This is a genomic window from Hungatella hominis, from assembly GCF_014288005.1.
Lineage (GTDB): Bacteria > Bacillota > Clostridia > Lachnospirales > Lachnospiraceae > Hungatella > Hungatella effluvii.
This window is the reverse complement of record NZ_JACOPB010000006.1, coordinates 329,004-342,184: the sequence shown is the minus strand read 5'-3', so window position 1 is coordinate 342,184 and position 13,181 is coordinate 329,004. Positions and strand designations below refer to the sequence as shown.

11 protein-coding genes are annotated in these 13,181 nt (G+C 51.0%); 8 read left to right on the top strand and 3 right to left on the bottom strand.

Annotation, left to right across the window (positions count from 1 at the left end):
- Positions 1-48: 48 nt before the first annotated feature.
- The 4 genes from H8S75_RS15935 to H8S75_RS15920 all read left to right on the top strand — a co-directional run bounded on the left by H8S75_RS15935 (position 49) and on the right by H8S75_RS15920 (position 4,172).
- Positions 49-1,392, top strand: a complete 1,344-nt coding sequence (locus tag H8S75_RS15935; protein ID WP_187022469.1) for an ABC transporter substrate-binding protein — start codon at positions 49-51, stop codon at positions 1,390-1,392.
- Between the two features lie 73 nt (positions 1,393-1,465).
- Entirely contained in the window at positions 1,466-2,374 is a 909-nt protein-coding gene (locus tag H8S75_RS15930) for a carbohydrate ABC transporter permease (protein ID WP_002601259.1), read from the top strand.
- Positions 2,364-3,209, top strand: coding sequence for a carbohydrate ABC transporter permease (locus H8S75_RS15925; protein ID WP_110325120.1), 846 nt, complete (start codon positions 2,364-2,366; stop codon positions 3,207-3,209). Before H8S75_RS15930 ends, H8S75_RS15925 begins: the two co-directional genes overlap by 11 nt.
- 33 nt (positions 3,210-3,242) lie before the next feature.
- Positions 3,243-4,172: a nucleoside hydrolase gene (locus H8S75_RS15920; protein ID WP_055659534.1), complete on the top strand. Its 930-nt coding sequence runs from the start codon at positions 3,243-3,245 to the stop codon at positions 4,170-4,172.
- Positions 4,173-4,314: 142 nt separating this feature from the next.
- On the opposite strand, the gene H8S75_RS15915 is transcribed toward H8S75_RS15920, so the two are convergent.
- The 3 genes from H8S75_RS15915 to H8S75_RS15905 form a co-directional block, all read right to left on the bottom strand.
- Positions 4,315-5,712, bottom strand: coding sequence for a condensation domain-containing protein (locus tag H8S75_RS15915; RefSeq protein ID WP_187022468.1), 1,398 nt, complete (start codon positions 5,710-5,712; stop codon positions 4,315-4,317).
- A gap of 91 nt (positions 5,713-5,803) precedes the next feature.
- Positions 5,804-6,718, bottom strand: coding sequence for an alpha/beta fold hydrolase (locus tag H8S75_RS15910; RefSeq protein WP_187022467.1), 915 nt, complete (start codon positions 6,716-6,718; stop codon positions 5,804-5,806).
- Between the two features lie 448 nt (positions 6,719-7,166).
- Positions 7,167-8,177, bottom strand: coding sequence for a LacI family DNA-binding transcriptional regulator (locus H8S75_RS15905; RefSeq protein WP_002601247.1), 1,011 nt, complete (start codon positions 8,175-8,177; stop codon positions 7,167-7,169).
- 235 nt (positions 8,178-8,412) lie between these two features.
- On the opposite strand from H8S75_RS15905, the gene H8S75_RS15900 reads away from it, so the two are divergent.
- Genes H8S75_RS15900 through H8S75_RS15885 form a run of 4 tightly spaced genes read left to right on the top strand, consistent with a single transcriptional unit; the run spans position 8,413 to position 13,165 of the window.
- Complete coding sequence (locus tag H8S75_RS15900) at positions 8,413-9,822, top strand: L-fucose/L-arabinose isomerase family protein (protein ID WP_187022466.1); 1,410 nt, start codon at positions 8,413-8,415, stop codon at positions 9,820-9,822.
- Between the two features lie 55 nt (positions 9,823-9,877).
- Positions 9,878-10,726, top strand: a complete 849-nt coding sequence (locus tag H8S75_RS15895; RefSeq protein ID WP_187022465.1) for a transketolase — start codon at positions 9,878-9,880, stop codon at positions 10,724-10,726.
- Positions 10,727-10,730: 4 nt separating this feature from the next.
- Positions 10,731-11,663, top strand: a complete 933-nt coding sequence (locus tag H8S75_RS15890) for a transketolase family protein (RefSeq protein ID WP_187022464.1) — start codon at positions 10,731-10,733, stop codon at positions 11,661-11,663.
- Positions 11,660-13,165 carry an FGGY-family carbohydrate kinase gene (locus H8S75_RS15885; RefSeq protein ID WP_187022463.1) on the top strand — a complete coding sequence of 502 codons (1,506 nt, stop codon included), beginning with the start codon at positions 11,660-11,662 and terminating at the stop codon, positions 13,163-13,165. The genes H8S75_RS15890 and H8S75_RS15885 overlap by 4 nt, the downstream gene beginning before the upstream one ends.
- Positions 13,166-13,181 lie beyond the last annotated feature (16 nt).

The following is a 13,181-nucleotide window of genomic DNA, read 5'->3' as shown; positions in this document are numbered from 1 at the left end:
ATTGTTAATTAAATAAAAATTCAATAGTGTTTAACAAGGAGGAGAATCGTGAAAAGGAAATTAACAGCAGTTCTTACAGTTGCCCTGGCAGCGGGGATCATGGTAACGGGGTGTGGCAGTTCAGGTACGACGACAAAGGAAAGCGCAGCAACTACGGCAGGAGATACCACTGCAGCAGGAGATACTAAAGAAGCAGGAGACACTGCCACAGAGGCGGCGAAGAGCGGAGAGGTAACGACCATTCGTTTCTACGGATCCGACTCCGAGTACAACCAGAATATCGTAGCGGGCTTCCAGACAGAGAACCCGGATATTAAGGTTGAGATCGTACCGGTAGACTTCGATAACGCAGAGCAGATCATCAAGACAGGCATCGCTTCCGGTGATCCGGTCGACGTAAGCTTCTTCTGGGGCAGCCAGATCAATGCATTTACAGATGACAACATGGCATACGACATAACTCCGTACTTAACAGAAAACAACAATGAGTGGAAAGATACATTTGTTCCGGCATACATAGACGCAGGCATGGTTGACGGTAAGTACTACGCCGTAAGCTATCAGCCGGTTATCGAGACCATTTTCTATAACAAGGATTTATTTACTCAGTATAATGTAGAGATTCCAAAGACATGGGACGAATTTGTAGAAGCATGTAAAGTATTCAAGGACAACGGCGTATACGGCGTAGGCAACTGGAACGGCCAGAACCACCAGCTGCTTCAGTTCGCATACCAGTATATGGCAAATGACGGAACACTGGAAGAATACGTGGCAGGCAAAGGCGACTTCACACAGTGTGAAGGCTTGAAGAAATGTCTTGAGAACTGGAAATCCGTTTATGATGCAGGCTACTGGTATCCGGGCGAGGGCGCTTTAACCTCCACCAAGGACCAGACACAGGCAGCCTGGTATCAGGGCAAGGTAGCCATGCTGTTTGACGCAGGCTCCAACGCAGGCGAATACACAAAGAACAGCGAATTTGAAGTTGGCATCCTTCCCTTCCCATACGTAGCAGAAGGCGGAAAGTACGCGCTTAACACGGTAACAAACGCACTGTTCATTCCGGCCAATGCAAAGCATCCGGAGGAAGCGGTACGTTTCATGAAGTACTATACCAGCGACGCAGGCATCGAAGAGATCATTAAGAGCGGAAGACTGCCAGCTACCATTTCCATGCAGGACAAGGTGGACAGCGAAATCTTAAAAGATCTTCTTGCTACCACGGTAGGCGACAATGTAGTCGGTTACAAGCAGATGCAGGGACTTTCTTCCGAGATCAATTCCTTCCTTCAGAATGATATGGTCGGCATGGTCTGCACAGGAACCAGTGTAGAAGACACACTGGAGCAGCTGGAAGATTTAAAGCAGGCAACCGTGAAAGGCGAATAAGGAAAGCAGTAAATACGCGCTGATAAGGGAGTGCTGACAGCGCTCCCTTTTTCCTTACATTGAGGTATAGAGTATGCAGAAATCAAAGAGAAAAATGAGCAATATCGAGAAAAAATATATGGTTGCAGGCTTTGCATTCCTGACGCCTGCTATTGTGATCTATCTTATATTTGCCGTCATCCCGTTTTTTGACAGTTTCATTCTGTCATTTCAGGAGTGGAGCGGTTTTGGACCGAGAACGTTTCTTGGTTTGAAGAATTATTTTTCCGCGTTCCGCGATAAAACGTTCCTCCTGGCCATCAGGAACAGCGTTTATCTCGGTGTGGCATCGGCGTTTTTCAGCGTGATCATAGGTGTTCTTATGGCATGGCTGCTTCTTTATGTAGGGAAAAAATGGGGCGGCTTCTTCCGGACCATCCTCTTTTCGCCAAGCATGATTCCGGCCGTCATCACGGCGCTTATCTTTGCGTTCGTCTATGAGCCGGAGATCGGTATTTTAAATAATATTCTGGGTACTCTCGGCTTGGAGAATTTACAGCATGCGTGGCTGACCAACAAGGGGACGGCGCTCAACTGTATTCTGTTCGTATCGGCATGGAAGCAGGTAGGACTTACCATGGTACTCTGTTTCGCAGGCATGCAGGGAATCGACAACTCCTTAATCGAGTCTGCAAGACTGGATGGGGCGACGGATTTCCAGATCTTTAAGAAGATTATTCTGCCGCTTATCATGGCGTTTGTCCAGCTTTCCACAATATTTGCAGTCATGAGCGGTCTTAAGATTTACGATACCGTAGTAGCACTCACCAATGGCGGACCGGCCAAGTCAACGACCGTTATGCCGTTATGGATTCTTCAAAACTCGTTCTCATTTAACAATTACGGTTATGGTTCCGCCATGAGTATGATTTTTGTTGTCATTGTTTTAATCGGCATGGTTGTGGTCAAGAAGCTGGTAAGAGGAGGTAACTATGAGCGATAGAATGTTCGGCATGAATAAATGGATGAAGGTGCTTGCCTATACTGTTCTGGGCATTTATACGGTTGTGGTTGCCTATCCGATTTTATTCATGTTTTTTACATCATTTAAATCAAATAAAGAGTTCTTCGTAAACCTGTTCGGCCTTCCGCAGAACGTGGAGATCATGAACTACGCCAAGGCGTGGAGTGTGGGAAAATTGGGTACCTATTTTGGAAACAGTGTAGTGGTCACCGGAGTTTCCGTAGCGGTTACCACGATTGTTTCACTGCTTGGCGGATATGCGCTGGCGAAGTTATACATACCGAAGGCAAACCTGATCATGGATGCATTTATGGTATTCAACTTTATCCCTGGCATTGCGATCTATATCTCCCTCTATTCCATGATGAGCAAGATGCATCTGACGGGCGGAAGAATCAGCCTGATTCTGCCTTATATTGCATGGCAGATTCCATTTTCCATGTATATCATCAAGCAGTACTTTGAGACCATACCCGAGGAACTGATCGAGAGCGGGCGAATCGACGGCTGTACGGAATTCGAGGCGTTTTTCCATATTATGCTTCCGCTGGTGAAGCCGGCGATTGCGACCATCATCGTATTCACCTTTATCGGAAACTGGGGCGAACTGATGTGGGCCAACATTACGACGGCCTCCAACGCGCTGATTAAGACACTTCCCGTCGGTCTTCTGAATTTCAAGACGGAGATGGGCGTTGAATGGGGACAGTACACCGCGGGAATCTGCATGGTCACCCTTCCCCTGATGCTGGTATTCGGGTATTTCCAGAAATACTTTGTGTCAGGACTTACGAATGGCGCGGTAAAGGGATAGTTTAACTATAAAAAATGATGAGAGGGAACGCGAATGAGATATACAGATTATAAGTTTCACGTACCGGAAGAAAAGATTGTAAGGCTGATCGTGAATACCGATGCTAAGAACGAGGCGGACGACCAGTTTGCGATCGTCCAGGCGCTGCTAAGCCCGAAATTTGAAAATGCAGGCATGATTGCGGCTCATTATGGAACGAGACATGAGGATTCCATGGAGCGGAGCTTTAAAGAGCTGGAGGTTATCTTCGACAAGATGCATTTCCCGAAGGAAAACATGATTTTCCACGGCGCGCCTCATGCAATTCCCGACAAGACGACTCCGGTTGTGAGTGAAGGGGCGGAGCTGATTGTCAGAGAAGCCATGAAGGACGACGACCGTCCGCTGTTCGCAATCTTCTTAGGCCCGCTTACGGACCTGGCGAGCGCTCTTCTCATGGAGCCGAAGATCGCATCCAGGATGACGGCTATCTGGATCGGAGGCGGAAGGTATCCGGCTGGCGGCCCGGAGTTTAACCTGGGTAATGATATCAATGCGGCCAATGTGGTGTTCCAGAGTAAAATGGAGATCTGGCAGGTTCCGAAGAACGTTTATGAGATGATGCCGCTGTCACTGGCAGAACTGGAATATAAGGTAGCTCCGTACGGGGAAATCGGAGAGTACCTTCTGCAGCAGCTGGACGAACACGCGCAGGAGGAGGGGCCGAGAAACAGCGCCTTCCGCACCGGGGAGACGTGGGTCGTCGGGGACAGCCCGGCCGTTGGCCTGCTCTTATATGAGCACAGATTTGAGTTTGACTGGGTCGAAGCGCCGCTGGTGACGGAAGACATGGCCTATGTTCATACGAAACTGAACAGACCGATCCGGATTTACCATTCCATTGACAGCAGGCTGATCCTGGATGACTTCTTTGCGAAGCTGGCGCTGTTTCATGCGAAGCATCCGGAAGGATATAGCGGTTAAATGGATGCTGCGGAAAGAAGAGAATCTGTCATAAAATAAGAAAGGAGCTTTCAAGTCTGCCATGGCAGCGGCTTGAAAGCTCCTTTTGTTATTTTGAAGATCCCAAATTACCCAAAGAGCAGAGTGAACCCTGAAAGAGAAATCAGAGGCGTGCCAGCAGTTCCATCAATTCTCCGGTAGGAAGCGTCTCCTGTTGCGTTCCAAGTGTAAGGATCTCAGAAAGCACCTCGTAAAAACGAGTGATATCTGCCCGATCCAGCTCTGCCGTCTGATATTTGAAATAAAAATCCAAACCGCGGTTCTGAGGCGCATGCATCACCGTTAAGTAAAGCTTCTGAATATCCGCCCTGCTTGAGAACCACTCGATGTTCAGCGGGATGTGTTTTAAAAATGGGTTGGGAGAGGAGAGAGGAAGGGGCTGACAGGTCAATGCGGCTCCTTCATAGGTGGTAAGCGGCGGCATCCCGAAGGTATCGGCAAACAGCGCATTTACCTGTTCCGGATCGAAGTCGGCGTGGCGGTATATGCCGTTTTGATAAGCCTTTATCTGCCGTATCCCATCCAGAAAAGTGGCTTCCGGCAAAACTACGGTCCTGCAGGGGTAGCAGTGAATCCGGCAGCCGCCGCAGGTACGGCTCTGCCTGGAAGAGCGGCGGGATACGTAATTGCGGAGGCTGATGTCCGGTTCTCCATCATTGGCAAAGGACAGCGCAGTGCGCATGGCCATGAGCAGCAGATTAGCCATGGACACGGAATGCTTCCGGCAGTATGCTTCCAGCCGGGCAGCCTCCTTTTTCGGCAGAGTGAACTTCTCCATATCGCCGTCCATGGGCTGTATGATCCGGTCGGCAGCGCGCAGGCCGGGAAGGCCGTGGCTGATCCGGCTTTGCATCAGTTTCCGGGAGCCGCCTATATCTGTGTAGATGGGCTCGCCTGCGGACAGCAGCTGCCTCCAGAAGGCGCTGTCCCTTTCCCTGCGCAGCGGATCCTGTTCCCACCGTAAATCTGACTGCAGAACCTCTTCATAACACGCCGGCATGTCTGGCGCCGGCGATCCGTAAAGGTAATGGCAGTACAGCTGGAACGTATCATTCATCATAAAAATCAGTCCGCAGGAATCCATGATGCGGTGATCGATACAGAGGTAAAGGCCGTTCCAGCCGCCTGGAAGGGATACCATGACAAAACGCAGGAGGGGGGAATCCGCTTCGTCAAAGCCAAGAGTGCTCCAGTGATTCATCAGAGCCTTGATCTCCGGGGCGCTTTTATCCTTTAAGTTTTCATATGTAATGTCAGGGGAACTCTCCGGGACAATATACTGCCGGATTCCACCGTCTCTGTTCGGCGGCGTGAACTGGACCCGCAGGCACTCAAGACGCCGGACTTCTTCTTTCAGGCATTTTTCTAACAGGGAAAAGTCTACGGGAGCATGTAAGGAAATGCACACTCCAATGGTTAAAATCTGGGCTGTGCCGAATTCTTCAAGGGCCTGCTGGAGCATGCGCTGGGAAGAGGTGAGGGGAAAAAGGGTATTAGTCATGTGGCCACGCTGCCTTTCCGGGATTGCATAAGTGTTACAATATATGAAATCCGGGGAAGGTCAATGACAACACATGCAAAGCACTCAAAAATCAGTGGAGTAAATCCACCATGAGTGTATGGAATTTTTCGTGTTCGCTCCACTGCGGAAAGTGGCATGAGTGCTCAAACCAGTGAAACTGCTTTTCCGTCTGTATGGTATCATAGTATTCTTTTGCAAGCGCGGATGAGACGTGGACGTCGTGACGCCCCTCCACGAATATGACAGGCGCCCCATATTCGGTCCGGCCTTCAAAATTAACCTCCATAAGCTCAGGCCACAGCCGTTTAATTGCCTGCAGGCTGCCCTTCTGGCGCCGTATTAAATCAGGAATCGAATAATACCTGGAAAATAGGAACGGTGTCACCAGGGGATTATAATTTGTCCTGCCATAGAGGGAGCCTCCGTGTTTTACAATCTGTTTTGTCACGAAAAGCAGATCGTCCAGCCAGTTTTCACCGGTGTAGGTGCAGTCCGCCTTTTTCAGCCGCGCAAGAGCTTTTTTACCGGCGTGTGCGGCGGCGAACTCGTAGCCCGTGCGGCTGGCTTTTTTCATGTTTACCACCTGGCCGCATCCGACATAGGCGCGTACCTTCTCCGGATGCTTCTCCGTATAGGTAAGCCCCAGGACGCTTCCCCAGGAATGTCCGACGAGATAAAGCTTTTCCTGACGGTAACGTTCGGTTAAGAGTGTCACCAGCGCATGGAGATCCTCGAGAAAGGTAGCGATGGTGACGGTGCTGTCTCCGAAATCGTAATAGGATTTACCTGCCCCGCGCTGCTCCCATACGACGACGGTAAAGTGCTTCTCCAGCTCGCTGTTGTATTTCAGAACTATCGGCAGCGCGGCGTCTCCGGGGCCGCCGTGAAGATAGAGAAGAAGGGGCAGATGATCTCTTTCAGCCCGGATTGATACGTACTGCGGTACTCCGTTAAGGGTGATGGTGGTCTGGTGGTTGATTGGCATAGGGGCCTCCTTCGACATTAAATTGCAGAATTTATGGCTGTGAACTGCAACGCTGTAACCGGTACTGCTTTCATTATAGTGAATTGGGATTGACATTATATGTTTAAAGATACTATTATAATAATATATAATATTAAAGAAGCGCTGCCGATTGTACGGTTGACCCCATGAAAACAGCTTAATCAAAAATGACCGCTTGTTTTCTCAGGACAGGGCGGTTATTTTGTGATTATGATTGCCTTCTGTGGCAGAGCCAAGTCCAAAAGCTGTCAGTAAGAGACTAAGAGCAGCGATCAGACCTTCAAGTGTCAGCAATGGCAATATTATTATAACAAACCATGGTACAGAAAACAACATAAAAAAGTAACAGGCAGCTGCTCCGGGAATCCTTCCTGAGAGCAGCTGCCTGTTTTAAAAACATGTATTCACTAAATAATTAAACGTTTATTTAACCCTTCACACTCTTCCTCTCATGCAGTTTCACCGAAACCTCCGTCTTAATCATCACCTTCGTCTCCCCCGCGATCTTCTGCAGGAGTCTTAGAACGGCCAGTTCACCGAGGCGTTTCTTTGGAACCTCCATGGTTGTGAGCGGCGGTTCGAGGAAATCACAGATCGGGGTATCGTCGAAGCCGACGATGGAGATGTCTTCCGGGATCTTGTAGCCGAATTCCTTAAAGGCCCGCATGGCACCGGCGGCGATTAGATCGTTGTCGGCAAAGTAGGCCGGGGCAACCGGTGGTTTTTCGCGGAGAATCTCCGACATATCCGTGTAAGCACCCTCCATGGAAGGCGTCAGCCTGTGGACGTAGGGGTGGCTGGTGGGGAGGTCGTGGTGGCGCAGCGCCTTGTAATAACCATCCGCCCGCTCCTCAAAGTTGCCGATGGGATAGGAGGAACGCAGGTAGCCGATTTCTCCCAGGCCCTTGTCGATTAAGTAGTTGGTGGCCAGGTATGCACCCTGCACATTGTTGATCAGGACGGAATCGCAGTCCAGCTCTTCAAAGTACGTATCCAGCACCACCATAGGCACCTTCAGCCTGGTAAATGGCTGGAAGTACTCCACATCCATCTCCGTGCCCAGCAGGAGGATTCCCTGGCAGTTCTTCTCCGAGAGCTCCTGAATCTGCGCGCCGATATCTTTATTTTCATAAAAATAAGTAATCTGAAGTTCGAATCCCTTTCCCTTGCAGGCCTGTTCGATTCCCTCCGTCAGCTGGGAGAAGAACGGCGTATCTGCGACGACGGTTCCGTGCTTTTTGTAAATGACATACAGGATACTGCCTTTTTCCTCGGCGGTATCCCATTTTTTTGAAAAATCGTAACCGTATTCCCTGGCGGCATCCAGGACCAGGTTTCTGGTCTTTTCGCTGATGCCCGGTTTGCGGTTTAATACCATGGAAACCGTAGCTGCCGATATATTTAACTTCTGAGCCAGCTCCTTCGCTGAAATTGACATACTTGGTCCTCCTCTGACACAAATATCAAACGCATAAAAACTGTTTAAAAATAAAAAAGTACTGTTTACTTAATCATACAGGAATTAGTTAAATTCGTCAATAGATAGTTCCTATATAATTTAAAGAAAATTAAGTTAAATTCAATTGACATTTCAAATAAGATTTAATATAATTAAGTTAATAATAAAGATAGAATTTAATATAATTCAATTGAGATTTAAAAGGAGGAAACGTATGTTATCACTGAAACTGGGGTTTGCGCCTACAAGAAGAAGCATATTCAGCGCTCCGGATGCGTTAAAGTTTGCCGGGTTAACAAAGAAACGTCTGGAAGAGCTGGGGGTAGAATTTGTCGGTCTCGACGGGATCAATGAAGAGGGGCTGCTATACGATGACGGCGATCTCGACGCCATTGTGAAACGTTTTGAGGAGGCAGGTGTTGACGGACTGTTTCTTCCTCACTGTAATTTTGGAACAGAATACGTCTGTGCAAGGCTCGCAAAGCGTTTGAATGTTCCGGTTCTCTTATGGGGACCAAGGGATGAGAGGCCGGATGAGAATGGAATCCGTTTAAGGGACAGCCAGTGCGGTTTATTTGCTACCGGAAAAGTCCTGCGCAGATTCGGGGTGCCGTTTACCTATTTAACAAACTGCCGCCTGGAGGATCAGGAATTCGAGGGCGGAATTCGTAACTTCCTGGCGGTCTGCAACGTGGTAAAGGTATTCCGCCATACGAGAATTCTTCAGATCGGGCCGAGACCCTTTGATTTCTGGTCCACCATGTGCAACGAAGGGGAACTGCTGGAGAAATTTCAGATTCAGTTATCCCCGATTCCGATTCCGGAGCTGACCGCCGAGATGAAGCGGGCGAAGGAGGAGGGCGTGGAGGTGCAGGCCGTGATGGACTACTGCAGAACCGGCATGTGCGTCAAGATAAAAGACGGGGAACTGGAAAATGTAGCCGCCCTCAAGGTAGCGATGAAACGCCTGACCGAAAAGTACGGCTGCAACGCGGTCGCAATTCAGTGCTGGAACGCGCTTCAGAGCGAGATCGGAATCATGCCCTGCGCGGCCAATTCCTTATTAAATGAAGAAGGAATTCCCGTTGTCTGTGAGACCGATATTCATGGAGCGATCACCGCGGTGATGGCGGAAGCGGCGGGGATGGACGAGGCGAGAACCTTCTTTGCGGACTGGACGGTGCGCCATCCGGACAACGAAAACGGGGAGCTGCTTCAGCACTGCGGCCCGTGGCCGATCTCCGTGGCGAAGGAAAAACCAACCATCGGCTACCCTCTGGCCTTCGACTATCCGGGGGCAGTGGAGGCCGAAGCGAAGCACGGTGAGATGACCCTGTGCCGCTTCGACGGCGACAACGGAGAGTATTCCCTGCTTCTCGGAAATGCCAGGGGCATCGAGGGACCATACACGAAAGGCACGTATGTGTGGGTGGAGGTAGAGGATTTAAAACGCCTCGAGAACAAGCTGGTCTGCGGCCCGTATATCCATCACTGTGTGGGAATCCACAAAGACGTAGTGCCTGTATTATATGAGGCATGCAAATACATAGGAGTCACCCCGGATTTATATGATCCCATCGAGGAAGAGGTAAAAGCGGCGATCTACAGTCCGTCCGGCAGGTGAATGGGGTAAGTAAATCAGAGCGAATTGCAGCATATCAGAACAAGGGGTAAATGGAATGAATGAAAATCTAAAGGCGCTGTCCTACGCGCTTCGTAAAAATGTACTGGACATGGTATACAGGGCAAAAACCGGCCATATCGGCGGAGATTTCAGCGTCATGGAAATCCTGGTAAGCCTGTACCTGAAGGAAATGAACATCAGCCCGGAAAACCAGCATGATCCTGACCGGGATTACTTCGTGATGAGCAAGGGCCATTCCGTGGAGGCCTACTATTCGGTTCTGGCAGTGAAGGGATTTCTGGATATCAATGATGTCATCCGGAATTTTTCCACATTCGGTTCAAAGTATATCGGCCATCCCAACAACAAGCTGCCGGGCATCGAGATGAATTCCGGTTCCCTGGGACACGGACTGCCTGTGTGCGTGGGCATCGCAAAAGCGTGCCAGATGGACGGCCGTCCGAGCCGCGTCTACACGGTTATGGGAGACGGAGAGCTGGCGGAAGGTTCCGTCTGGGAAGGCGTCATGGCAGCTTCCCAGTACCGTCTGGATAACTTGTGCGCCGTGGTCGACAGAAACCGGCTTCAGATATCCGGTTCCACGGAGGAGGTCATGCACCACTACGATCTTGCGGCCCGTTTCGCGGCATTTGGCTGGAACGTCTTAAGTGTGGCAGGCAATGAGATCGACGCCCTTCTGGACGCATTTGAAGCAGCGAGGGAGACAAAGGGATGCCCTACCGTAGTGATCGCCAATACCACGAAGGGATGCGGCGTCTCTTTCATGGAAAACAGTGCCGGGTGGCATCACAAGGTGCCGGATGCCAAACAGTATCAGGCGGCTGTAAAAGAGTTGAGTGAGCGGGAGTTACGGTCGCTCAGCGCGCATAACAAGGAGGCTTAGTGCTATGAATAAAATACCAAACCGACAGGTAATCTGTGACGTGCTGATGGAGCATGCGAAGACCGACCGGGACATCGTCGTGCTGTGCAGTGATTCCAGGGGAAGCGCCTCCATGACGCCATTTACGGAAGGCTATCCGGAACAGTTTGTGGAGACCGGAATTGCGGAACAGGATTTAGTCAGCATTTCCGCAGGCATGGCCAGGGCGGGGAAAAAAACGTATGCCGCATCTCCGGCCTGCTTCTTAAGCACCAGGAGCTATGAACAGGCTAAGGTGGATGTGGCATACTCCAACACCAATGTGAAGCTGATCGGAATCAGCGGAGGAATCAGCTACGGAGCATTGGGAATGAGCCACCATTCGGCCCAGGATTTTGCGGCCATGTGCGCGATTCCGAATATGAGAGTCTATGTGCCCAGCGACCGCCATCAGACGAGAAAACTGATGGAGTCTCTGGTATCGGATGAGAAGCCGGCCTATATCCGCGTGGGAAGAAATCCGGTGGAAGATATATACGAGGAAGACTGTGTTCCATTTGAGATGGACCGCGCAACTGTGATCAGCGAGGGAACCGATCTGGCAATCATTGCGTGCGGGGAGATGGTCCGGCCCGCCATACAGGCGGCGGAACTGTTAAAGGAAAGAGGAATATCCGCCGCGGTTCTCGACATGTACTGCTTAAAACCCCTTGATGAAAAAACGGTGATCGCCGCGGCAGAGGGCGTGAAGGCGGTAATCACAGTGGAGGAGCATGCACCGTTCGGCGGTCTGGGCGCCATGGTCAGCCAGGTGCTGGCCAAAAACTGTCCGAGAAAAATGGATATCCTCGCGCTGCCGGATGCCCCGGTGATTACGGGAACCTCGAAGGAAGTATTTGACTATTACGGCCTGAACGCAGAAGGTATTGCGAAAAAGGCGATGGAGCTGTTGGAATGAAACAAAAATTTATCATAGGAATAGACCAGAGCACCCAGGGAACGAAGGCGATACTGTTCGATGAAAATGGAAACCTGCTTCACCGGACGGACAGGAGCCACGCCCAGCTGATCGATGAACGCGGCTGGGTGGAACACGATCCGGAAGAAATCTACCGGAATACGCTTCTGGTGGTGGAAGAATTGCTGGGGAAGAGCGGCGTGGACCGCGAAGCCGTGGCCTGCGTGGGAGTCAGCAATCAGAGGGAAACCGCTATGGCGTGGAACCGGAATACCGGGAAACCCGTCTATAACGCCATCGTCTGGCAGTGCGCCAGGGGAGAGGAGATATGCAGGCGGATTGCGGTAGGAGCTGTGAGGCAAAAAGACAATCTTAGTGCAGCCGAAGACGTGAGACAGAGAACCGGCCTTAAGCTTTCCCCGTACTTCTCCGCGGCAAAACTGGCCTGGATTATGGAACACGTGGAAGGGGCTGCCGGTCTGGCCGCCCGCGGAGAGCTTTGCTGCGGCACCATGGACAGCTACCTGGTATACCGTCTGACAAAGGGGAAGGAATTCCGCACCGACTATTCCAATGCTTCCAGAACCCAGCTCTTTCATATACGAGATTTAAAATGGGATGAGACGCTGTGCGGAATATTTGGAATTCCTATCGCCTGCCTGCCGGAGGTGACTGATTCCGATGGATATTTCGGAATGACCGATTTTGAGGGAATCCTGCCTGCCGAGGTGCCGATCCACGGCGTGATGGGTGATTCCCACGGCGCGCTGTTCGGCCAGGGCTGTCTCACCCGCGGCATGATGAAAACCACGTACGGCACGGGTTCCTCCATTATGATGAACATCGGAGAGCAGCCGATCTTCTCAGATCTGGGAATTGTCACCTCCCTGGCCTGGAAGACAGGCGGCCGTGTCCAGTACGTGCTGGAAGGAAATATTAACTATACGGGCGCCGTCATCACCTGGATGAAAGATCAGGTGGGCCTTCTGAAGCATGCGGCGGAATCGGAGGAACTGGCCGAAATGGGCAATCCGGCAGACCGCACGTACCTCGTTCCAGCGTTCTCCGGTCTCGGGGCTCCGTACTGGCGCAGCGACGTGTCTGCGGCCTTTGTCGGTATGAGCAGGACCACCGGCCGCGCCGAAATGGTGAAGGCCGGTTTATGCAGCATTGCTTACCAGATCGCAGACATTGTGGCGCTGATGAAGGAAGCGGCCGGAATCGGTGAGGTGGAGCTTCGGGTCGATGGAGGTCCAACAAAAAACAGCTTCCTGATGCAGTTCCAGAGTGATATACTGGATAGCAGAATCAGGGTGCCCGGGGTGGAGGAGCTTTCCGGCCTTGGAGCAGCTTATGCGGCCGGCCTTGGAGCTGGGATTTACGATGAATCCCTGTTTGGAAGGCTTCCGAGCATCCAGTACGCGCCCGCGATGAATCCCGTGGAGCGGAACGAAAAGCTGAAGGGATGGAAGGCGGCCGTGGAAATGGTGCTGAAGCCTTAAGAAGACTATAGCGTGT

Excerpts from the sequence above, each read along its gene's own strand:
- H8S75_RS15910 (WP_187022467.1), bottom strand. The coding sequence starts at position 6,718 with ATGCCAATCAACCACCAGACCACCATCACCCTTAACGGAGTACCGCAG.
- H8S75_RS15925 (WP_110325120.1), top strand. The coding sequence starts at position 2,364 with ATGAGCGATAGAATGTTCGGCATGAATAAATGGATGAAGGTGCTTGCC.
- H8S75_RS15895 (WP_187022465.1), top strand. The coding sequence starts at position 9,878 with ATGAATGAAAATCTAAAGGCGCTGTCCTACGCGCTTCGTAAAAATGTA.
- H8S75_RS15890 (WP_187022464.1), top strand. The coding sequence starts at position 10,731 with ATGAATAAAATACCAAACCGACAGGTAATCTGTGACGTGCTGATGGAG.
- H8S75_RS15885 (WP_187022463.1), top strand. The coding sequence starts at position 11,660 with ATGAAACAAAAATTTATCATAGGAATAGACCAGAGCACCCAGGGAACG.
- H8S75_RS15920 (WP_055659534.1), top strand. The coding sequence starts at position 3,243 with ATGAGATATACAGATTATAAGTTTCACGTACCGGAAGAAAAGATTGTA.
- H8S75_RS15915 (WP_187022468.1), bottom strand. The coding sequence starts at position 5,712 with ATGACTAATACCCTTTTTCCCCTCACCTCTTCCCAGCGCATGCTCCAG.
- H8S75_RS15930 (WP_002601259.1), top strand. The coding sequence starts at position 1,466 with ATGCAGAAATCAAAGAGAAAAATGAGCAATATCGAGAAAAAATATATG.
- H8S75_RS15900 (WP_187022466.1), top strand. The coding sequence starts at position 8,413 with ATGTTATCACTGAAACTGGGGTTTGCGCCTACAAGAAGAAGCATATTC.
- H8S75_RS15905 (WP_002601247.1), bottom strand. The coding sequence starts at position 8,177 with ATGTCAATTTCAGCGAAGGAGCTGGCTCAGAAGTTAAATATATCGGCA.